Source organism: Pseudarthrobacter sp. NPDC092419 (genome assembly GCF_044755045.1).
In the GTDB taxonomy this organism is placed as follows: domain Bacteria; phylum Actinomycetota; class Actinomycetes; order Actinomycetales; family Micrococcaceae; genus Arthrobacter.
This window is the reverse complement of the sequence record NZ_JBIVQF010000007.1, coordinates 72,568-91,490: the sequence shown is the minus strand read 5'-3', so window position 1 is coordinate 91,490 and position 18,923 is coordinate 72,568. Positions and strand designations below refer to the sequence as shown.

Below are 18,923 nucleotides of genomic sequence, written 5' to 3'. Positions count from 1 at the left end.
TTTCAAATGGCTGAGGCTCCTCCCTTGATCGGGGAGGAGCCTCAATGTCCGGTGGCCTGGATCAGGCTGCCTGTGCTGCCTTGATGGCCTGCATGACGCGGTCCGTCACTTCGTCGATGGCGCCGATGCCGTCGACCTGGGTCAGGATGCCGCGTTCGGCGTACTTGGCTACCACGGCTTCAGTCTGCTCGTGGTAGAGGTCAAGGCGGTGGCGGATGACGGCCTCATTGTCGTCGCTCCGGCCGGTTTCCTTGGCACGGCCCAGGAGGCGGCTTACCAGTTCCTCATCATCGGCGGTGAGCTGCAGGACGACGTCCAGCTTCTCCTGTCCCTCCGCGAGGATCTGGTCCAGGTAGTCCACCTGCGCGGTGGTCCGGGGGTAGCCGTCCAGAAGGAAGCCGCTCTCGACGTCAGACTCGCCCAGGCGGTCGCGGACCATCTTGTTGGTCACGCTGTCCGGAACGAAGTCGCCGGCGTCCATGTACTTCTTGGCCTCGATGCCAAGCGGGGTCTCACCCTTGACGTTGGCCCGGAAAATATCCCCGGTGGAAATCGGCACGACGCCGAGGCGCTCCGAAATCCGTTCCGCCTGCGTTCCCTTGCCGGAACCGGGAGGTCCAATAATCAGCATTCTCGTCATCGCAAAAGCCCTTCGTAGTGACGTTGTTGTAGCTGCGCATCAATCTGCTTGACGGTTTCCAGACCAACGCCCACCATGATCAGGATCGAGGTGCCACCGAACGGGAAGTTCTGGTTTGCGTTGATCAGCACCAGTGCCACCAGCGGTATCAGCGCCACGAAGCCCAGGTAGAGGGCGCCGGGGAGCGTGATACGGGAGAGCACGTACTGCAGGTAGTCAGCGGTCGGTTTCCCGGCGCGGATACCCGGAATGAAACCGCCGTACTTCTTCATGTTGTCCGAGACCTCTTCAGGGTTGAAGGTGATCGCGACGTAGAAGTAGGTAAAGAACACGATCATGGCGAAGTACAGAACCATGTAGATCGGCTGGTCACCGCGGACCAGGTTGTTGTTGATCCATTCGACCCACGGCTGCATCTGCTCGCCGGCCTGCGGCTGGTTGAACTGCGAGATCAACCCGGGCAGGTAGAGCATGGAGGAGGCGAAGATCACCGGGATAACACCGGCCATGTTGACCTTGATGGGGATGTAGGTGCTGGTTCCGCCGACGGTCCGGCGGCCAATCATCCGCTTGGCATACTGCACAGGAACGCGTCGCTGCGACTGTTCCACGAAGACCACCAGTGCCACCGTCAGCAGGCCGATGCCCAGGACGATGAAGAAAGTCCCCGGGCCCTGCGAGGTCCAGATCGCGCCCAGCGAGGTGGGGAACGTGGCAGCAATGGAGGTAAAGATGAGCAGCGACATACCGTTGCCCACGCCCTTCTCCGTGACCAGTTCGCCCATCCACATGATGAGGCCGGTGCCCGCGGTCAGCGTGATGATGAGCAGAATGGTGGTGACCACGCTGTCATTGGGGATGATGGGCAATGCACAGCCGGGCAGGAGCTGCCCTGAACGGGCCAGCGATACCAGGGTGGTGGCGTTCAGCAGGCCCAGTGCAATGGTGAGGTAGCGCGTGTACTGGGTGAGTTTGGACTGACCCGCCGCGCCTTCCTCGTACAGCTCCTGGAAGCGGGGAATGACCACCCGGAGGAGCTGCACGATGATGCTGGCCGTGATGTACGGCATGATGCCCAGGGCAAAGATCGACACCTGCAGCAGGGCCCCGCCGCTGAACAGGTTTACGAGCTGGTACAGCCCGCCTGCCGTTTGACCGTTCTGCAAGCATTGCTGGACATTCTGGTAGTCCACACCAGGCGAGGGAATGAAGGCGCCCAAGCGGAAGATGGTGATGATTCCCAGCGTGAACAACAACTTGCGTCGCAGATCAGGCGTGCGAAAGGCCCGGCCAAATGCGCTAAGCAAGCGTCCTCCTGTGGTGTGAAGAAGAGTGATGTGATCGGGATCTATAAATCCCAACAACCGAGTCTAACCGTTGCATGCGCCATGCGAACAATCGGCAGCAGCCCGGATGCGCCGGATGGCGGCGAAAACACGACCGGCGGAAATGGAAAACTCCCGGTATCCGGACCCGAAGGCCCGGACACCGGGAGTTCAACGTACAGGCTTTTGCCCCATCACCCTAGAGGGTGGTGGTGCTTCCGCCTGCAGCAGCGATCTTGTCAGCCGCGCTGGCCGAGAATGCGTGGGCGGTGACGTCAACCTTGACGGTGATGTCGCCGGTGCCCAGCACCTTGACGGGCTGGTTCTTGCGAACGGCGCCCTTTTCGACCAAGTTCTCCACGGTGACAGCGCCACCTTCGGGGAACAGCTCGTTGAGCTTGTCCAGGTTCACAACCTGGAACTCAACGCGGAACGGGTTCTTGAAACCGCGCAGCTTCGGCAGGCGCATGTGCAGCGGCAGCTGGCCGCCGGCAAAGCCAGCCTTGATCTGGTAGCGGGCCTTCGTACCCTTGGTACCGCGACCGGCGGTCTTACCCTTGGAAGCCTCACCACGACCAACACGGGTCTTGGCGGTCTTGGCACCCTGGGCGGGACGCAGGTGGTGAACCTTCAGGGCATTCTGCTTCTCAGCAGCCTGCGCCTTATCAGCAGTCTTCTCTGCCATTTACTTCGCCTCCTCTACCTTTACCAGGTGCGGAACCGTGTTGAGCATGCCAACGGTCACGGCGTCGGCGGTGCGGACAACGGTGTGTCCGATCCGCTTCAGGCCGAGGGACCGCAGGGTTTCGCGCTGGTTCTGCTTGCCGCCAATGGCGGACTTGATCTGAGTGATCTCCAACTGAACGTCGGAGGGGACCAGGTTCTTAGCCATAACTAGGCACCTGCCTTCGGGTTCAGGAGAGCCTTCACCAGCGCCTGGGGAGCGATCTCGTCCAGCGGCAGGCCGCGGCGTGCTGCCACTGCTGCCGGCTCTTCGAGGCGCTTCAGCGCGTCAACGGTCGCGTGAACGATGTTGATCGCGTTGGAGGAACCGAGCGACTTGGAGAGGATGTCGTGGATGCCCACGCACTCCAGTACTGCACGGACCGGGCCCCCGGCGATAACACCGGTACCGGCAGAGGCCGGACGCAGCATTACGACGCCGGCAGCGGCTTCACCCTGAACGCGGTGCGGGATGGTGTTGCCAACGCGGGGGACGCGGAAGAAGGACTTCTTGGCCTCTTCAACACCCTTCGCGATTGCAGCGGGAACTTCCTTGGCCTTGCCGTAGCCCACGCCGACCATGCCGTTACCGTCACCAACGACGACCAGGGCGGTGAAGCTGAAGCGACGACCACCCTTGACCACCTTGGAAACGCGGTTGATGGTGACAACGCGCTCTACGAACTGGCTCTTCTCGGCTTCACGGCCGCCGTCGCGGCCGCCACGGCCACCACGGTCGCCGCGGCCCTGGCCACGGTCGCCACGCTCGCCGCGACGAGCGCCGCCACGGCGGTCGTCGGCAGCTGCGGGGGCAGTGGTCTCAGCGGCAGCTACGGCTTCAGTCGCCTTCTGATCTGCAGACACAGTGTCCTTTTCCTTGTTTGCTTCCGTCACAGCGACAGCCCACCTTCACGTGCACCGTCAGCGACGGCGGCGATCCGGCCGTGGTACTTGTTGCCACCACGGTCGAAGACAACAGCTTCGATACCTGCAGCCTTGGCACGCTCGGCAACCAGTTCGCCGACGCGCTTGGCCTTGGCGGTCTTGTCACCGTCGAATGCACGAAGGTCGGCTTCCAGGGTGGAGGCGCTCGCTACGGTCAGGCCCTTGGTGTCATCGACAACCTGGACGAATACGTGGCGTGCGGAGCGGTTGACGACCAGACGAGGACGTACAGCCGTACCGGAGATGCGCTTACGGATACGAAGCTGGCGGCGGCTGCGCGAAGCAGACTTGCTCTTGTTCGTACGCTTCTTGTTAATTGAGATGGCCATGGTTACTTACCAGCCTTTCCGACCTTGCGGCGGATGACCTCGCCGGCGTAACGGATGCCCTTGCCCTTGTAGGGGTCCGGCTTCCGCAGCTTGCGAATGTTGGCAGCAACCTCGCCGACCTGCTGCTTGTTGATACCTGAAACAGAGAGCTTGGTCGGACCCTCAACTGCAAAGGTGATGCCAGCCGGAGCGGTGACGCTGACCGGGTGGCTGTAACCCAGAGCGAACTCAAGGTCAGATCCCTTGGCCTGAACGCGGTAACCGGTACCGACAATTTCAAGCTTCTTCTCGTAGCCCTTGGTAACGCCCTCGATCATGTTGGAGATCAGGGTGCGGGTCAGGCCGTGGAGTGAACGGGAGGCGCGCTCGTCGTTCGGGCGGGCGACAGTCAGGGTGTCTGCTTCCAGAGTGACCTCGATCGGGCTGGCCACAGTGTGGTTCAGCTCGCCCTTGGCACCCTTGACGCTGACGACAGAGCCGTCAACCTTGACCTCAACGCCGGCAGGAACGGTGATGGGGAGACGTCCAATACGTGACATTATTCTCTTCCTTTCCCGTTACCAGACGTACGCGAGGACTTCGCCGCCCACGCCCTTCTTGCCGGCCTGCTTGTCAGTCAGGAGGCCGGAAGAGGTGGACAGGATTGCGACACCCAGGCCACCGAGCACGTGCGGCAGGTTGGTGGACTTTGCGTAAACACGCAGGCCCGGCTTGGAGATACGGCGAACGCCAGCGATGGAACGCTCGCGGTTCGGACCGAACTTGAGCTCGATGGTCAGCTTCTTGCCAACCTCAGCGTCCTCTTCCTTCCAGCCGGCGATGAAGCCTTCTGCCTTCAGGATGTCAGCAACGCGTGCCTTGAGCTTGCTGTACGGCATGGACACGGTGTCGTGGTATGCCGAGTTTGCATTGCGCAGACGCGTGAGCATGTCTGCGACAGGATCTGTCATTGTCATGGTGGGCTCTTGCCCTTCCTCGTAACGGTTTCCGCGGAGTGCCCTCAGGCAGCACCGCCGGACCTTTTACGTAGTTGGATTAGTCTTCGGCCTTGAACGGGAAACCAAGCGCCTTCAGCAGCGCGCGGCCCTCGTCATCGGTCTTGGCAGTGGTAACAACCGTGATGTCCATACCGCGGACGCGGTCGATCTTGTCCTGGTCGATTTCGTGGAACATAACCTGCTCGGTCAGACCGAAGGTGTAGTTGCCGTTGCCATCGAACTGCTTGCCACTCAGGCCACGGAAGTCCCGGATACGGGGCAGGGCGAGGGTGACCAGGCGGTCCAGGAATTCCCACATGCGGTCGCCACGCAGAGTTGCGTGTGCACCGATGGGCATGCCTTCGCGCAGCTTGAACTGTGCGATGGACTTGCGGGCCTTGGTTACCTGCGGCTTCTGGCCGGTGATCTGGGTGAGGTCGCGGACAGCGCCGTCGATCAGCTTGGAGTCCTTGGCGGCATCTCCAACACCCATGTTCACAACAACCTTGACGAGGCGCGGAACCTGGTTGACGTTTTCGTACTTGAATTCCTCAATGAGCGTGCTCTTGATGGATTCGGCGTACTTGGTCTTCAGACGAGGAACGATCTTCGTTGCCGGAGTCTCGAGAGTCTCAGTCATTAGATGTCCTTCCCTGAGCTCTTGGCCACGCGGATGCGGACTTCGCGCTTCTTGCCGTTGCGCTCAACGGTTTCGGTGCGGAAGCCAACGCGGGTGGGCTTCTTGGTGGACGGGTCTACCAGAGCCACGTTGGAGATGTGGATCGGGGCCTCAACGACCTCGATGCCACCGGTGTTGGTGCCGCGCTGCGACTGACCGGCTTTGGTGTGCTTGGTGACGCGGTTGACGCCTTCGACCAGCACGCGGTTGGTGTCGGTGAACACGCGCAGGACCTTGCCCTGCTTGCCGCGGTCGCCGCCGCGCTCAGCCTTGGCGCCAGTGATGACCTGAACCAGGTCACCCTTCTTGATCTTTGCAGCCATGGACTAGAGCACCTCCGGAGCCAGAGAAACGATCTTCATGAACTTCTTGTCACGGAGTTCACGACCAACCGGTCCGAAGATACGGGTACCGCGGGGGTCACCGTCACCCTTCAGGATCACAGCTGCGTTCTCGTCAAACTTGATGTAGGAACCATCCGCACGGCGGCGTTCCTTCTTGGTACGGACGATGACTGCCTTGACAACATCGCCCTTCTTTACGTTGCCGCCAGGGATTGCATCCTTGACGGTGGCGACAATGACGTCACCGATGCCTGCGTAGCGACGACCGGATCCACCGAGAACGCGAATGGTAAGGATTTCCTTAGCACCCGTGTTGTCGGCGACCTTGAGCCGCGACTCCTGCTGAATCACTATTTACTCCTTGCGTCGCGCCGGTTCTCAGGCCGTGATCTTGCTACGGAATGAGCCTTGCGGAACGGTTGATCGGGGTGTCTCTTGACCTGCCTGGATTTTGCCAGACCAGGCCTAAACTCCCGTGCCGGAAGCAGTTGCTCCCATCCGGTCCAGGACTGCTCCTGGGCGCAAGGGGGCACTATGCTGCGGCACGCTTGTTTACGAGGTTGATGACGGCGCGCAAAAGGCGCCATACAAACTCAATATCCTAGCACGTTTCGGCGGGATCCCCATATCACCCGGCAGCGCTCCCCCGCAAGACGGACGACGGCGTCACGCACGGCAGCCTTTTGGCCCACCCGGGGTGCCGCTTCCCCGGAAAGCCGCGGTCCCGCCGTCGTACGCGTTCCAAAAGCATGCTCTCCGTGACGCGACGGAAGCCCGTGGGAGTTAAACGAGGAAGCCCCCGCTCCGCGAACGGAGCAGGGGCCACACGGCGAAGCAGCAGCTGCTACTTGGCCTTCTCGAGGATTTCCACGAGCCGCCAGTTCTTGGTGGCGGACAGCGGACGGGTCTCGGCGATGACAACGAGGTCGCCGATGCCGGCGGTGTTGTTCTCATCGTGCGCCTTGACCTTGGAGGTACGGCGGATGACCTTGCCGTACAGTGCGTGCTTCACGCGGTCCTCAACCTGGACAACGATGGTCTTTTCCATCTTGTCCGAGACCACGTAGCCGCGACGCGTCTTGCGGTAACCGCGCTGCTCAGCCGTGGCTGCGGTAGCAGTTTCCGTCACGTTCTGGTCCTTTTCACTCACTTGGCATCCTCCTCGGTCTCAACCGTTTCAGCCTTCTCGGCCTTCTTGGTTGCAGCCTTCTTGGACTTCTTCTCTTCCTTGGCTTCCACAACCGGTGCGGCAACCTCGGCACGAATGCCCAGCTCGCGCTCACGGAGAACGGTGTAGATGCGAGCGATGTCCTTCTTTACCGCGCGCAGGCGACCGTGGTTCTCCAGCTGACCGGTGGCGGACTGGAAACGCAGGTTGAACAGCTCTTCCTTGGCCTTGCGGAGTTCTTCAACGAGACGCTCGTTGTCGAAACCGTCCAGCTGTGCGGGAGCCAGATCCTTGGATCCTACTGCCATTTCTATTCACCACCTTCGCGACGCAGAATGCGTGCCTTCAACGGGAGCTTGTGGATTGCCAGGCGGAGTGCCTCGCGTGCTACCGATTCTTCGACGCCGGAGATCTCGAAGAGAACCCGGCCCGGCTTGACGTTTGCGACCCACCATTCCGGCGAACCCTTACCGGAACCCATGCGGGTTTCGGCCGGCTTCTTGGTCAGGGGACGGTCCGGGTAGATGTTGATCCAGACCTTACCGCCACGCTTGATGTGGCGGGTCATCGCGATACGTGCAGACTCGATCTGACGGTTCGTGACGTATGCCGGGCTCAGGGCCTGGATGCCGTACTCACCGAAGGTGACCTTGGTGCCGCCCGTAGCAGCGCCGGAACGACCCGGGTGGTGCTGCTTGCGGTGCTTGACTCGACGTGGGATAAGCATTTAAGCCTGTCCTCCTTCTACTGCTGCAGCGGGTGCAGCCTCAACCGCGGGTGCCTCGGCAGCAGGAGCTGCTTCGGCGGCCGGGCGGTCGTTACGACGGCGGCGGTCACCACGGTCAGCGCCACCCGGACGGCCCGGACGGTCGCCGGAGCGGCCGCGGGACGGGGCGGAAGCGGCCTGGGCGGCCAGTTCCTTGGCGGTGACGTCGCCCTTGTAGATCCAAACCTTCACGCCGATGCGGCCGAAGGTGGTCTTGGCTTCGTAGAAGCCGTAGTCGATGTTCGCGCGGAGGGTGTGCAGGGGCACACGGCCTTCGCGGTAGAACTCCGAGCGGGACATTTCAGCGCCACCCAGTCGACCGGAGCAGGCGATACGGATGCCCTTGGCACCTGCACGCTGTGCGGACTGCATGGCCTTCTTCATCGCACGGCGGAAAGCCACGCGGGAAGTCAGCTGCTCAGCAACGCCCTGGGCAACAAGCTGTGCTTCCATCTCGGGGTTCTTGACCTCGAGGATGTTCAGCTGGACCTGCTTGCCGGTGAGCTTTTCGAGCTCGCCGCGGATGCGGTCTGCTTCTGCTCCGCGGCGGCCGATGACGATGCCCGGACGTGCCGTGTGGATGTCCACGCGGACGCGGTCACGGGTGCGCTCGATCTCGACCTTGGCGATGCCTGCGCGCTCCATGCCCGTGGACATGAGCTGGCGGATGCGGATGTCTTCGCGAACGAAGTCCTTGTACCGCTGTCCGGCCTTGGTGCTGTCAGCGAACCAGTGCGATACGTGATCGGTGGTGATGCCGAGTCGGAACCCGTGCGGGTTTACTTTCTGTCCCACTTAGCGAGCCTCCTCTTTCTCCGGGGTAGCGACTACCACGGTGATGTGGCTGGTGCGCTTCTTGATCTGAAATGCACGACCCTGGGCACGCGGCTGGAACCGCTTCATGGTCGGGCCTTCATCAACAAACGCTTCGCTGATGATGAGGTCACCTTCGTCAAACGCAACGCCGTCGCGGTCCGCGAGGACCCGGGCGTTGGAGATTGCCGACTGTACTACCTTGAATACCGGCTCCGAAGCTGCCTGCGGGGCAAACTTCAGAATTGCCAGAGCCTCATTCGCTTGCAATCCACGAACAAGGTTGACGACGCGCCGGGCCTTCATAGGCGTTACGCGGATGTGACGCGCAATTGCCTTGGCTTCCATTGCTTTCCTTCTCTCGTCTTTGACGTAAGTGCAGGCGCCTAGCGGCGCTTGCCCTTACGGTCGTCCTTGACATGGCCGCGGAAAGTCCGCGTGGGAGCGAATTCGCCGAGCTTGTGCCCGACCATCGACTCAGTGACAAACACCGGGATGTGCTTGCGTCCGTCGTGTACGGCGATCGTGTGTCCGAGCATGTCGGGGATGATCATCGAACGGCGGGACCAGGTCTTGATGACGTTCTTGGTGCCCTTTTCGTTTTCCCTGGCTACCTTCACAAAGAGGTGCTGGTCAACGAAAGGACCTTTTTTCAGGCTGCGTGGCATGTGTCCAGGCTCCTATCGCTTGTTCTTGCCAGTACGACGGCGACGCACAATAAGCTTGTCGCTCTCTTTGTTGGGGCGGCGCGTGCGGCCTTCCCGCTTACCGTTCGGGTTGACGGGGTTACGTCCACCGGACGTCTTACCCTCACCACCACCGTGCGGGTGGTCAACCGGGTTCATGGCGACACCACGGACGGTCGGGCGAACGCCCTTCCACCGCATACGGCCGGCCTTGCCCCAGTTGATGTTCGACTGCTCGGCGTTGCCGACCTCGCCGACCGTTGCGCGGCAGCGCACGTCAACGTTGCGGATTTCGCCGGAAGGCAGGCGCAGCTGGGCGAAGCGGCCTTCCTTGGCAACGAGCTGGATGGATGCACCGGCGGAGCGGCCCATCTTGGCGCCGCCACCCGGACGCAGTTCAACTGCGTGGATAACGGTACCCACCGGGATGTTCAGCAGCGGCAGGTTGTTACCGGGCTTGATGTCAGCGCCGGCACCTGCTTCTACAACGTCACCCTGGGACAGCTTGTTGGGAGCGATGATGTAACGCTTGGTGCCATCAACGTAGTGCAGGAGCGCGATGCGAGCCGTACGGTTCGGGTCGTACTCGATTTCGGCAACGCGGGCGTTGACGCCGTCCTTGTCGTGACGACGGAAGTCGATCAGACGGTACTGGCGCTTGTGTCCACCACCCTTGTGACGGGTGGTGATCTTACCGGTGTTGTTACGGCCGCCCTTCTTGGGCAGCGGACGTACCAACGACTTTTCCGGCGTCGACCGCGTGATTTCGGTGAAGTCCGCTACGCTCGAGCCACGACGGCCCGGGGTAGTCGGCTTGTATTTACGGATTCCCATAATTTATTTCCTCGTTAAAGTGGTCTCCGCTACGAGAGCGGACCGCCGAAGATGTCGATGGTGCCTTCTTTGAGGGTGACAATCGCACGCTTGGTGTTCTTGCGGGTACCCCATCCGAATTTGGTGCGCTTGCGCTTACCGGCACGGTTGATGGTGTTGATCGATTCGACCTTGACGGAGAAAATCTTCTCCACGGCCAGCTTGATCTCGGTCTTGTTCGAACGGGGGTCCACCAGGAAGGTGTACTTGCCCTCGTCGATCAGGCCGTAGCTCTTTTCCGAAACGACGGGTGCAAGCACAACGTCGCGCGGATCCTTGATGGTGGCTGCACTCACTTGGCATCCTCCTCGTTCTTTGCCACTGCCTTGCCGGCAACGAATGCGTCGTAGGCAGCCTTGGTGAAGACAACGTCATCAGACACGAGAACGTCGTAGGTGTTCAGCTGGTCTGCGTACAGAACGTGAACACCGGCGAGGTTGCGCACGGACAGTGCAGCAACATCGTTGGCGCGCTCGATAACGACCAGCAGGTTCTTGCGGTCGGAAACGCCGCGCAGTGTAGCCAGTGCAGTCTTGGCGGAGGGCTTGGAGCCTTCAACCAGGTCTGCAACAACGTGGATACGGCCGTTGCGTGCCCGGTCAGACAGTGCGCCGCGCAGTGCAGCAGCAATCATCTTCTTGGGGGTGCGCTGGCTGTAGTCACGCGGGGTGGGACCGTGGACAACGCCACCGCCGGTCATGTGCGGAGCACGGATAGAACCCTGACGGGCGCGGCCGGTGCCCTTCTGCTTGAACGGCTTGCGGCCTGCACCGGAAACCTCGGCGCGGGTCTTGGTCTTGTGGGTACCCTGGCGAGCAGCAGCGAGCTGGGCAACGACAACCTGGTGCAGCAGCGGCACGTTGGTCTGAACGTCGAAGATCTCTGCAGGCAGGTCAACCTGGACAGTGTTAGCCATTGAACTAGGCTCCCTTCACGGCAGTGCGTACGAAGACGACCTGGCCGCGGGCACCGGGAACGGCACCCTTGATCAGGAGCAGCGACTTCTCGACGTCAACCGCGTGGACCGTGAGGTTCAGCGTGGTGTGGCGAACGGCGCCCATGCGGCCGGCCATTCTCATGCCCTTGAAGACGCGGCTCGGGGTGGATGCGCCACCGATTGAACCGGGCTTACGGTGGTTCTTGTGGGCACCGTGGGAAGCGCCGACACCGGAGAAGCCGTGACGCTTCATAACACCGGCGAAGCCCTTACCCTTGGTGGTGCCAATGACGTCGATCTTCTGGCCGGCTTCGAAGAGCTCAACGGAGAGCTCCTGGCCCAGCTCGTACTCAGCAGCATCTGCGGTACGGAGTTCGACGACGTGGCGGCGAGGCGTGACGCCTGCCTTCTCAAAGTGACCAGCCAGCGGCTTGGTGACCTTGCGGGGGTCGATCTGGCCATAGCCGATCTGAACGGCGACGTAGCCATCGGTCTCAGCGTTGCGCAGCTGGGTGATGACGTTCGAGTCTGCCTGGACCACAGTGACGGGGATGAGCTTGTTGTTCTCGTCCCAGACCTGGGTCATGCCGAGCTTCGTGCCCAGCAGGCCCTTTACGTTACGGGTTGCGGTCATAGTCTCTCAGCACCTCCCTACAGCTTGATTTCGATGTTCACGTCGGCCGGCAGGTCGAGGCGCATGAGCGAGTCGACGGCCTTGGGCGTGGGATCGATGATGTCGATAAGACGCTTGTGCGTGCGCATTTCAAAGTGCTCGCGGCTGTCCTTGTACTTGTGCGGAGAGCGGATCACGCAGTACACGTTCTTCTCCGTCGGCAGCGGCACGGGGCCCACTACCGTTGCGCCTGCGCGCGTGACCGTCTCAACGATCTTCCGTGCTGAAACGTCAATGACCTCGTGGTCGTATGACTTCAGCCGGATGCGGATTTTTTGTCCCGCCATGTCGCCTGACTCTCTTTCAGTCTGTGCTTCCCCTGGTTAGGGCTGCCCTGTTCACTTACTCGTTGTATGGCTGCCGAAGCATTTGAGGTCGTAACCACCACCGCCGCACAAACTGAATCCGGATGAATCCGGGTTCCTCACCTTGCCGGCGCAACCGACCCCCGCGGTCGGGCGTGTCGCGCAGTTTCACGCATATTTCCGCAGTTCCATTGGGGTGGGTTATGTTTGGTCTTCCACTTGGACCCTGGCATCCGGCATTATCCGGATCGGGACGCGAAGAAGCGCTTGAACAACTCATCTAGTATGCCGGAAATCTGCGGCAGAAGCGAATCAGCCCTTATCCACATGGCTTGGCGCAACCATTGCCTGTCCCGCTCCGTGAATGGATGATAGTGGGATGACGCTGGAAAGCACCGATTCGGCGACTGACCTTGCCAGCCGCATCCCGCCGTCGTTCGTCCTGGGCGTGGCAGCCGCCGCGTTCCAAATCGAGGGCGCGCTCCGCACCGGCGGCCGCGGACCGTCCGGGTGGGACGCTTTCGCCGAGAAACCGGGGACCATCATTGACGGGCACTCCCCCGCAGTAGCCTGCGACCACTACAACCGGCTGCCGGAGGACGTGGCCCTGTTGCGGGAACTCGGAGTGGACTCCTATCGCTTCTCGCTGTCCTGGCCCCGCATCCAGCCGGACGGCCGCGGGGCTATCAACAACGAGGGCCTGGACTTCTACGACCGCCTGATCGACCAGCTCCTCGCCGCCGGTATCTCCCCCATGGCTACGCTGTACCACTGGGACACGCCGCTGCCGCTGGAGCACGACGGCGGCTGGCTGAGCCGCGAGACCGCGCTGCGGTTTGGCGAGTACGCAGCGGCCGCCGGCGAACGGTTCGGCGACCGCGTCGCACAATGGGTCACCCTGAACGAGCCGGTATCGGTCACGCTGAACGGCTACGCGCTGGGCGTCCACGCCCCCGGACACGCGCTGCTGTTCGATGCGCTGCCGGCCATCCACCACCAGCTCCTGGCCCATGGGCTCGGCGCGCAGGCCCTCCGAGCAGCCGGCGTGACCGGCACAGTTGGCATCACCAACCTGCACGCGCCGGTACGGCCGGCGGGACGGACGCCGGGTGACCGCCTGGTGGCCCGGCTGTACGACCTCCTCATGAACCGAATCTACGCGGATCCGGTGCTGCTGGGCCGCTACCCCCGCCTCCCGCTCTATGCCCGCCCCTGGCTGCGTTCGATAGGCCGTATTTCGGACGAGGACCTGCGCACCATCCACCAGCCGCTGGACTTCTACGGCCTGAACTACTACTTCCCGGTGAGGGTAGCTCTGGGCCGGGGCAGCGCCTCGATCCCGGCCGACGTACATAAGTCGGTAGCCAGGCTGCCATTCCACGAGGTGGGCTACCCGGAGTACGGCAGCACCGGCTTCGGCTGGCCCGTGGCACCGGACCACCTCGGGGTCCTCCTCGCGGAGCTCCGGGACCGCTATGAATCCGCCCTGCCGCCTGTTTACATCACCGAGGGCGGTGCCAGCTTCCCGGAGCCGGACACGGTCTCGGGGACGTACGACGACGGGCGGCGGGTCAGCTACTTGGCGTCACACCTGCGCGCAGCCCTTGATGCGACGGCTCCCGGGGGCACCGCTGACGGCGTGGACCTGCGGGGTTACTACGTGTGGACACTAATGGACAACTTCGAGTGGGCCGCCGGCTATTCACAGCGGTTCGGGCTGGTCCATGTCGATTTCGAAACACAGAAACGAACCCCGAAGCAGTCCTTCTACTGGTACCGGACGCTCTCCATGGCACGGAAGGTCACGCGGGACTAGTCCTACTGGTTCTTGTTGGCCCGGTTGATCCGCTTGGCACGGTCAATCTCGTGCCGGAAATACTTCTTCGCCCAGAACACGCCGGCCACCACGGCTGCGGCGATGATCAGGAAGATGGGCCAGTCCACGGTGGACTCCTTTCGACCCTGCAACAGTAACAGCGGCCGGTGACGGAACGCGTTAAAGAAAAGACAGCCCCGCTGCAGTAGCAGCGGGGCTGTCCTTCAGTTCAGCAAGAGTTACTTGATGATCTTGGTAACACGTCCCGAACCAACGGTGCGGCCACCTTCACGGATTGCGAAGCCGAGGCCCTCTTCCATTGCGATCGGCTGGATGAGCGCAACGGTCATCTCAGTGTTGTCGCCGGGCATAACCATTTCCGTGCCCTCAGGCAGGGTGATAACGCCGGTAACGTCCGTCGTACGGAAGTAGAACTGCGGGCGGTAGTTCGAGTAGAACGGGTTGTGGCGTCCGCCTTCGTCCTTGGAGAGGATGTAGACGTTTGCCTCGAAGTCGGTGTGCGGGGTGATGGAACCCGGCTTGACGACAACCTGGCCACGCTCGACATCGTCGCGCTTCAGGCCACGGAGCAGCAGGCCACAGTTCTCGCCGGCCCATGCTTCGTCGAGCTGCTTGTGGAACATCTCGATACCGGTAACCGTGGTCTTCTGGACCGGGCGGATACCGACGATCTCGACCTCGGAGTTGATGGCGAGGGTTCCACGCTCGGCGCGGCCCGTAACAACGGTGCCACGGCCGGTGATGGTGAAGACGTCTTCAATCGGCATCAGGAACGGCTTGTCGCGGTCACGTACGGGGTCCGGAACGGACTCGTCGACTGCAGCCATCAGGTCCTCAACGGACTTGACCCACTCGGGGTCGCCTTCCAGCGCCTTCAGGCCGGAAACGCGCACAACGGGTGCCTCGTCGCCGTCGAAGCCCTGCGAGCTGAGCAGTTCGCGAACTTCCATTTCGACGAGGTCGAGGAGTTCCTCGTCCTCAACCATGTCGGACTTGTTCAGCGCGACCAGCAGGTAGGGAACACCAACCTGGCGGGCGAGCAGAACGTGCTCGCGGGTCTGTGCCATGGGGCCGTCGGTAGCAGCAACCACGAGGATTGCGCCGTCCATCTGGGCAGCACCGGTGATCATGTTCTTGATGTAGTCAGCGTGACCGGGGGCGTCAACGTGTGCGTAGTGACGCTTCTCGGTCTGGTACTCCACGTGGGAGATGTTGATGGTAATACCGCGCTGACGCTCTTCGGGAGCAGAGTCGATCGACGCGAAGTCGCGCTTCTCGTTGAGATCCGGGTACTTGTCGTACAGCACCTTGGAAATGGCGGCCGTCAGCGTCGTCTTACCGTGGTCAACGTGACCGATGGTGCCGATGTTGACGTGCGGCTTAGTCCGCTCGAACTTTGCCTTTGCCACAGGTTCCTCCTAGAACGTTTTCAAATGGCTTGCCCTTCGGCCGCGCTTCTCGCGGCAGAAACTCAGGCAAGTCTACTTGGGGGGCTTTGGATTGGTGAAATTGCAGATTCAGGAACTAATACTAGTCCCTTGAGCCTGTTCGTGCAGATGGCCGGAATCCGGTTGAACGGACTGTGCCGGCCGCTTCCGGCCATCTGCACCGGCTCGGCCTTCCGGAACCGGAAGGCCCAGCCGAGGTTGTTCGCTGCGAGCGTCCGAAGGACTATTCGCCGCGGGTCTTCTGGATGATCTCGTCGGCAACTGCCTTCGGGACCTCGGCGTAGCTGTTGAACGTCATGGAGTACACAGCGCGGCCCTGGGTCTTCGAACGCAGGTCACCGATGTAGCCGAACATGCCGGACAGCGGAACGTGCGCGCGGATGACCTTGACACCCTGTGCGTCCTCCATGGACTGCATCTGGCCACGGCGGGAGTTGAGGTCACCGATAACTTCACCCATGTATTCCTCAGGGGTGCGGACCTCGACATCCATCAGCGGTTCGAGCAGAACAGGGTTCGCCTTGCGGGCGGCTTCCTTGAAAGCCATCCGGCCGGCGATCTTGAACGCCATTTCCGAAGAGTCAACATCGTGGTAGGCGCCGTCAACCAGCGTCGCCTTGATGCCGACCACCGGGTAGCCGGCCAGGACACCGTCATTCAGTGCATCCTGGATACCAGCGTCGACAGACGGGATGTATTCACGCGGAACACGGCCACCGGTGACCTTGTTCTCGAACTCGTACAGCTCGCCCTCGGCGGTGTCCAGCGGCTCGATCGCGATCTGGATCTTTGCGAACTGGCCCGAACCACCGGTCTGCTTCTTGTGCGTGTAATCGTGACGCTCCACAGCACGCTTGATGGTTTCGCGGTAGGCAACCTGGGGCTTGCCCACGTTGGCCTCGACCTTGAACTCGCGGCGCATGCGGTCCACCAGGATGTCCAGGTGGAGCTCGCCCATGCCGGCGATGATCGTCTGGCCGGTGTCTTCGTTGAGGGACACCTGGAAGGTGGGGTCCTCAGCGGAGAGCTTCTGGATGGCCGTGGAGAGCTTCTCCTGGTCACCCTTGGTGTTCGGCTCAATGGCAACCGAGATCACGGGCTCCGGGAAGCTCATGGATTCCAGGACGATCTGGTTGGCAGCGTCGCAAAGGGTGTCACCGGTGGTGGTGTCCTTCAGGCCGATCGCAGCGTAGATGTGGCCGGCGGTAGCGCCCTCGACGGGCATTTCCTTGTTGGCGTGCATCTGGAAGAGCTTGCCGATGCGCTCCTTCTTGCCCTTGGTGGAGTTGACCACCTGGGCGCCTGCTTCCACGTGGCCGGAGTACACGCGGATGAAGGTGAGCTGGCCGAAGAACGGGTGCGCGGCAATCTTGAAGGCCAGTGCGGAGAAGGGCTCTTCAGCGGAAGGCTTGCGGGTCAGTTCCTTCTCTTCGTCGCGGGGGTCGTGGCCGACCATCGGCGGGACGTCGAGCGGGTTCGGCAGGTAGTCCACCACGGCATCGAGCATGGGCTGAACGCCACGGTTCTTGAACGCAGAACCGCAGAAGATCGGGTACAGCTCGGAGTTGATGGTCATCTTGCGGATGCCGGCCTTGAGCTCGTCGATCGAGATCTCTTCGCCCTCGAGGTACTTCTCCATGAGTTCTTCGGAGGACTCTGCAACGGTCTCAACGAGCGCTGCGCGGTACTCTTCAGCCTTTTCCTGGAGGTCAGCCGGGATCTCGCGGATCTCGTACTTGGCACCCATGGTGACGTCGCCCTTTGCGTCGCCGGGCCAAACCAGTGCGCGCATGTAGAGCAGGTCCACGACGCCAATGAAGTCGTTCTCTGCACCGATGGGCAGCTGCATGACCAGCGGCTTGGCGCCGAGGCGGCTGATGATGGTGTCTACGGTGAAGTAGAAGTCAGCACCCAGCTTGTCCATCTTGTTGACGAAGCAGATGCGGGGAACGTTGTACTTGTCAGCCTGGCGCCAAACGGTCTCGGACTGCGGCTCAACGCCTTCCTTGCCATCGAAGACGGCAACCGCGCCGTCGAGGACGCGCAGGGAGCGCTCAACCTCAACGGTGAAGTCCACGTGGCCGGGGGTGTCGATGATGTTGATCTGGTTGTTTTCCCAGAAGCAGGTCACGGCGGCAGACGTGATGGTGATGCCGCGTTCCTTTTCCTGTTCCATCCAGTCAGTGGTCGAAGCGCCGTCGTGCGTTTCGCCGATCTTGTGGTTCACACCCGTGTAGAACAGGATGCGCTCGGTGGTGGTGGTCTTGCCGGCATCAATGTGGGCCATGATGCCGATGTTGCGGACCTTACTAAGGTCGGTAAGCACGTCCTGTGCCACGGGGTCTCCTTTTGGGATGGACTACACGTTCGCCGCCGGCTCGGTTGAGCCGGCGGCGTCCGGGAAGTATTACCAGCGGTAGTGTGCGAAGGCCTTGTTGGACTCGGCCATCTTGTGGGTGTCTTCGCGACGCTTCACAGCGGCACCGAGACCGTTGGATGCATCCAGGATTTCGTTCTGGAGGCGTTCGGTCATCGTCTTCTCGCGGCGGGCCTTGGAGTAGCCGACCAGCCAGCGCAGTGCGAGTGCGGTGGAACGGCCCGGCTTGACCTCAACCGGAACCTGGTAGGTGGCGCCACCGACACGGCGGGAGCGGACCTCGAGGGAAGGCTTGACGTTGTCCATGGCCTTCTTGAGGGCTGCAACGGGGTCGCCGCCGGACTTGGCGCGTGCGCCTTCGAGTGCACCGTAAACGATGCGCTCTGCCGTGGACTTCTTGCCGTCAACGAGCACCTTGTTGATGAGCTGGGTTACCAGCGGGGAGCCGTAAACCGGATCCGAAACGAGCGGCCGCTTGGGGGCCGGACCCTTGCGAGGCATATTACTTCTTCTCCATCTTTGCGCCGTAGCGGCTGCGTGCCTGCTTACGGTTCTTCACACCCTGGGTATCGAGGGCGCCACGGACGATCTTGTAGCGGACACCCGGAAGGTCCTTCACACGACCACCGCGAACGAGCACAATGGAGTGCTCCTGCAGGTTGTGGCCAACACCGGGGATGTAGGCGGTTACTTCCACGCCGCCGTTGAGGCGCACACGTGCCACCTTACGCAGAGCCGAGTTCGGCTTCTTCGGGGTGGTGGTGTAGACGCGGGTGCAAACACCGCGGCGCATCGGGCTGCCCTTAAGCGCGGGAGCCTTGGTCTTTGAGACCTTAGGCGTGCGGCCCTTGCGGACCAGCTGGTTAATCGTAGGCACTCTCGTGTTCTCCGTTTTATCCGGAGCAGCCGCTTCCGGCCACTCTCTTGTTGCGTTGCCCCGCCGCCCGGGCCTTGAAGTTGAACTCCAGGCGGCGAAGGCGAAGCCTTTAATAGTCGGATCGCACACCAGGGCCGTCAAAGCGTCTGCAATGTTCCCTAGGCATGCAAAAATGTGGCATACGTTGCACAAGAACCCTGC

Annotated in this window: 28 protein-coding genes; 1 reads left to right on the top strand and 27 read right to left on the bottom strand. The window is 61.9% G+C overall.

The annotated features are described in order from the left end of the window. Nucleotides 1–61: 61 nt before the first annotated feature. The 22 genes from ACIQC0_RS12260 to rpsJ all read right to left on the bottom strand — a co-directional run bounded on the left by ACIQC0_RS12260 (nt 62) and on the right by rpsJ (nt 12,165). Complete coding sequence (locus tag ACIQC0_RS12260; RefSeq protein WP_400535338.1) at nt 62–631, bottom strand: adenylate kinase; 570 nt, start codon at nt 629–631, stop codon at nt 62–64. Between the two features lie 5 nt (nt 632–636). Continuing rightward, on the bottom strand, nt 637–1,947 hold the full coding sequence (secY, locus tag ACIQC0_RS12255; protein ID WP_377214675.1) for a preprotein translocase subunit SecY: 1,311 nt from the start codon (nt 1,945–1,947) through the stop codon (nt 637–639). 217 nt (nt 1,948–2,164) lie between these two features. Beyond that, nucleotides 2,165–2,650 carry a 50S ribosomal protein L15 gene (gene rplO, locus ACIQC0_RS12250; protein ID WP_400535214.1) on the bottom strand — a complete coding sequence of 162 codons (486 nt, stop codon included), beginning with the start codon at nt 2,648–2,650 and terminating at the stop codon, nt 2,165–2,167. Beyond that, the gene (gene rpmD / locus ACIQC0_RS12245; protein WP_377214673.1) at nt 2,651–2,857 is read right to left on the bottom strand and encodes a 50S ribosomal protein L30; all 207 of its coding nucleotides are present in this window, start codon (nt 2,855–2,857) and stop codon (nt 2,651–2,653) included. It lies immediately after the preceding gene. A 2-nt stretch (nt 2,858–2,859) separates the two neighbouring features. Further along, a complete protein-coding gene (rpsE, locus tag ACIQC0_RS12240; protein ID WP_377214672.1) occupies nt 2,860–3,582 on the bottom strand; it encodes a 30S ribosomal protein S5 in 723 nt (240 codons plus the stop codon). Then, the gene (gene rplR / locus ACIQC0_RS12235) at nt 3,579–3,962 is read right to left on the bottom strand and encodes a 50S ribosomal protein L18 (protein ID WP_079596676.1); all 384 of its coding nucleotides are present in this window, start codon (nt 3,960–3,962) and stop codon (nt 3,579–3,581) included. The genes rpsE and rplR overlap by 4 nt, the downstream gene beginning before the upstream one ends. A gap of 2 nt (nt 3,963–3,964) precedes the next feature. Then, complete coding sequence (gene rplF / locus ACIQC0_RS12230; protein ID WP_377214671.1) at nt 3,965–4,501, bottom strand: 50S ribosomal protein L6; 537 nt, start codon at nt 4,499–4,501, stop codon at nt 3,965–3,967. An 18-nt stretch (nt 4,502–4,519) separates the two neighbouring features. Beyond that, the gene (gene rpsH, locus ACIQC0_RS12225; protein ID WP_079596674.1) at nt 4,520–4,918 is read right to left on the bottom strand and encodes a 30S ribosomal protein S8; all 399 of its coding nucleotides are present in this window, start codon (nt 4,916–4,918) and stop codon (nt 4,520–4,522) included. A gap of 79 nt (nt 4,919–4,997) precedes the next feature. Further along, nucleotides 4,998–5,579 carry a 50S ribosomal protein L5 gene (gene rplE, locus ACIQC0_RS12220; RefSeq protein ID WP_066277862.1) on the bottom strand — a complete coding sequence of 194 codons (582 nt, stop codon included), beginning with the start codon at nt 5,577–5,579 and terminating at the stop codon, nt 4,998–5,000. Continuing rightward, entirely contained in the window at nt 5,579–5,941 is a 363-nt protein-coding gene (gene rplX / locus ACIQC0_RS12215) for a 50S ribosomal protein L24 (protein ID WP_400535210.1), read from the bottom strand. Before rplX ends, rplE begins: the two co-directional genes overlap by 1 nt. A 3-nt stretch (nt 5,942–5,944) precedes the next feature. After that, nucleotides 5,945–6,313, bottom strand: coding sequence for a 50S ribosomal protein L14 (rplN, locus tag ACIQC0_RS12210; protein ID WP_009358299.1), 369 nt, complete (start codon nt 6,311–6,313; stop codon nt 5,945–5,947). Nucleotides 6,314–6,806: 493 nt separating this feature from the next. Then, a complete protein-coding gene (rpsQ, locus tag ACIQC0_RS12205) occupies nt 6,807–7,112 on the bottom strand; it encodes a 30S ribosomal protein S17 (RefSeq protein WP_009358300.1) in 306 nt (101 codons plus the stop codon). Then, nucleotides 7,109–7,438 (bottom strand): 50S ribosomal protein L29, encoded by a 330-nt coding sequence (rpmC, locus tag ACIQC0_RS12200; protein ID WP_018760452.1) that lies wholly within the window; start codon nt 7,436–7,438, stop codon nt 7,109–7,111. The genes rpsQ and rpmC overlap by 4 nt, the downstream gene beginning before the upstream one ends. 2 nt (nt 7,439–7,440) lie before the next feature. Continuing rightward, nucleotides 7,441–7,857, bottom strand: coding sequence for a 50S ribosomal protein L16 (rplP, locus tag ACIQC0_RS12195; RefSeq protein WP_050054315.1), 417 nt, complete (start codon nt 7,855–7,857; stop codon nt 7,441–7,443). Then, entirely contained in the window at nt 7,858–8,691 is an 834-nt protein-coding gene (gene rpsC / locus ACIQC0_RS12190; RefSeq protein WP_377214669.1) for a 30S ribosomal protein S3, read from the bottom strand. Further along, nucleotides 8,692–9,057, bottom strand: a complete 366-nt coding sequence (gene rplV / locus ACIQC0_RS12185; protein WP_009358304.1) for a 50S ribosomal protein L22 — start codon at nt 9,055–9,057, stop codon at nt 8,692–8,694. Nucleotides 9,058–9,095: 38 nt separating this feature from the next. Next, nucleotides 9,096–9,377 (bottom strand): 30S ribosomal protein S19, encoded by a 282-nt coding sequence (gene rpsS, locus ACIQC0_RS12180; RefSeq protein WP_003803803.1) that lies wholly within the window; start codon nt 9,375–9,377, stop codon nt 9,096–9,098. Between the two features lie 12 nt (nt 9,378–9,389). Continuing rightward, nucleotides 9,390–10,229 (bottom strand): 50S ribosomal protein L2, encoded by an 840-nt coding sequence (gene rplB, locus ACIQC0_RS12175; protein WP_050684394.1) that lies wholly within the window; start codon nt 10,227–10,229, stop codon nt 9,390–9,392. A gap of 29 nt (nt 10,230–10,258) precedes the next feature. Next, nucleotides 10,259–10,564, bottom strand: a complete 306-nt coding sequence (gene rplW / locus ACIQC0_RS12170) for a 50S ribosomal protein L23 (RefSeq protein ID WP_009358306.1) — start codon at nt 10,562–10,564, stop codon at nt 10,259–10,261. After that, a complete protein-coding gene (gene rplD / locus ACIQC0_RS12165) occupies nt 10,561–11,184 on the bottom strand; it encodes a 50S ribosomal protein L4 (RefSeq protein WP_377214668.1) in 624 nt (207 codons plus the stop codon). Before rplD ends, rplW begins: the two co-directional genes overlap by 4 nt. 4 nt (nt 11,185–11,188) lie before the next feature. Beyond that, entirely contained in the window at nt 11,189–11,839 is a 651-nt protein-coding gene (rplC, locus tag ACIQC0_RS12160) for a 50S ribosomal protein L3 (protein ID WP_377214667.1), read from the bottom strand. Nucleotides 11,840–11,856: 17 nt separating this feature from the next. Next, complete coding sequence (rpsJ, locus tag ACIQC0_RS12155; RefSeq protein WP_003803825.1) at nt 11,857–12,165, bottom strand: 30S ribosomal protein S10; 309 nt, start codon at nt 12,163–12,165, stop codon at nt 11,857–11,859. 397 nt (nt 12,166–12,562) lie between these two features. Between rpsJ and ACIQC0_RS12150 the strand changes: the two genes are divergently transcribed. Next, entirely contained in the window at nt 12,563–13,999 is a 1,437-nt protein-coding gene (locus ACIQC0_RS12150) for a GH1 family beta-glucosidase (RefSeq protein ID WP_400535206.1), read from the top strand. 2 nt (nt 14,000–14,001) lie between these two features. Here the strand turns inward: ACIQC0_RS12150 and ACIQC0_RS12145 are convergent, their stop codons facing one another. From ACIQC0_RS12145 to rpsL, 5 genes are all read right to left on the bottom strand, one after another. Beyond that, nucleotides 14,002–14,127 carry a hypothetical protein gene (locus tag ACIQC0_RS12145; RefSeq protein ID WP_400535204.1) on the bottom strand — a complete coding sequence of 42 codons (126 nt, stop codon included), beginning with the start codon at nt 14,125–14,127 and terminating at the stop codon, nt 14,002–14,004. Nucleotides 14,128–14,238: 111 nt separating this feature from the next. After that, entirely contained in the window at nt 14,239–15,429 is a 1,191-nt protein-coding gene (gene tuf, locus ACIQC0_RS12140) for an elongation factor Tu (protein ID WP_377214664.1), read from the bottom strand. Nucleotides 15,430–15,691: 262 nt separating this feature from the next. After that, on the bottom strand, nt 15,692–17,806 hold the full coding sequence (gene fusA / locus ACIQC0_RS12135) for an elongation factor G (RefSeq protein WP_377214663.1): 2,115 nt from the start codon (nt 17,804–17,806) through the stop codon (nt 15,692–15,694). Between the two features lie 69 nt (nt 17,807–17,875). After that, nucleotides 17,876–18,346, bottom strand: a complete 471-nt coding sequence (gene rpsG / locus ACIQC0_RS12130) for a 30S ribosomal protein S7 (RefSeq protein ID WP_003803829.1) — start codon at nt 18,344–18,346, stop codon at nt 17,876–17,878. Between the two features lies 1 nt (nt 18,347). Continuing rightward, the gene (rpsL, locus tag ACIQC0_RS12125) at nt 18,348–18,722 is read right to left on the bottom strand and encodes a 30S ribosomal protein S12 (protein ID WP_009358312.1); all 375 of its coding nucleotides are present in this window, start codon (nt 18,720–18,722) and stop codon (nt 18,348–18,350) included. Nucleotides 18,723–18,923: the final 201 nt, after the last annotated feature.

Bases quoted from the DNA above. Each gene is read 5' to 3' on its own strand.
- ACIQC0_RS12260 (WP_400535338.1), bottom strand. From the start codon at position 631: ATGCTGATTATTGGACCTCCCGGTTCCGGCAAGGGAACGCAGGCGGAA.
- rplO (WP_400535214.1), bottom strand. From the start codon at position 2,650: ATGGCAGAGAAGACTGCTGATAAGGCGCAGGCTGCTGAGAAGCAGAAT.
- rpmD (WP_377214673.1), bottom strand. From the start codon at position 2,857: ATGGCTAAGAACCTGGTCCCCTCCGACGTTCAGTTGGAGATCACTCAG.
- rplR (WP_079596676.1), bottom strand. From the start codon at position 3,962: ATGGCCATCTCAATTAACAAGAAGCGTACGAACAAGAGCAAGTCTGCT.
- rplF (WP_377214671.1), bottom strand. From the start codon at position 4,501: ATGTCACGTATTGGACGTCTCCCCATCACCGTTCCTGCCGGCGTTGAG.
- rpsH (WP_079596674.1), bottom strand. From the start codon at position 4,918: ATGACAATGACAGATCCTGTCGCAGACATGCTCACGCGTCTGCGCAAT.
- rplE (WP_066277862.1), bottom strand. From the start codon at position 5,579: ATGACTGAGACTCTCGAGACTCCGGCAACGAAGATCGTTCCTCGTCTG.
- rplX (WP_400535210.1), bottom strand. From the start codon at position 5,941: ATGGCTGCAAAGATCAAGAAGGGTGACCTGGTTCAGGTCATCACTGGC.
- rpmC (WP_018760452.1), bottom strand. From the start codon at position 7,438: ATGGCAGTAGGATCCAAGGATCTGGCTCCCGCACAGCTGGACGGTTTC.
- rplP (WP_050054315.1), bottom strand. From the start codon at position 7,857: ATGCTTATCCCACGTCGAGTCAAGCACCGCAAGCAGCACCACCCGGGT.
- rplV (WP_009358304.1), bottom strand. From the start codon at position 9,057: ATGGAAGCCAAGGCAATTGCGCGTCACATCCGCGTAACGCCTATGAAG.
- rpsS (WP_003803803.1), bottom strand. From the start codon at position 9,377: ATGCCACGCAGCCTGAAAAAAGGTCCTTTCGTTGACCAGCACCTCTTT.
- rplB (WP_050684394.1), bottom strand. From the start codon at position 10,229: ATGGGAATCCGTAAATACAAGCCGACTACCCCGGGCCGTCGTGGCTCG.
- rplD (WP_377214668.1), bottom strand. From the start codon at position 11,184: ATGGCTAACACTGTCCAGGTTGACCTGCCTGCAGAGATCTTCGACGTT.
- rplC (WP_377214667.1), bottom strand. From the start codon at position 11,839: ATGACCGCAACCCGTAACGTAAAGGGCCTGCTGGGCACGAAGCTCGGC.
- rpsJ (WP_003803825.1), bottom strand. From the start codon at position 12,165: ATGGCGGGACAAAAAATCCGCATCCGGCTGAAGTCATACGACCACGAG.
- ACIQC0_RS12150 (WP_400535206.1), top strand. From the start codon at position 12,563: ATGACGCTGGAAAGCACCGATTCGGCGACTGACCTTGCCAGCCGCATC.
- rpsG (WP_003803829.1), bottom strand. From the start codon at position 18,346: ATGCCTCGCAAGGGTCCGGCCCCCAAGCGGCCGCTCGTTTCGGATCCG.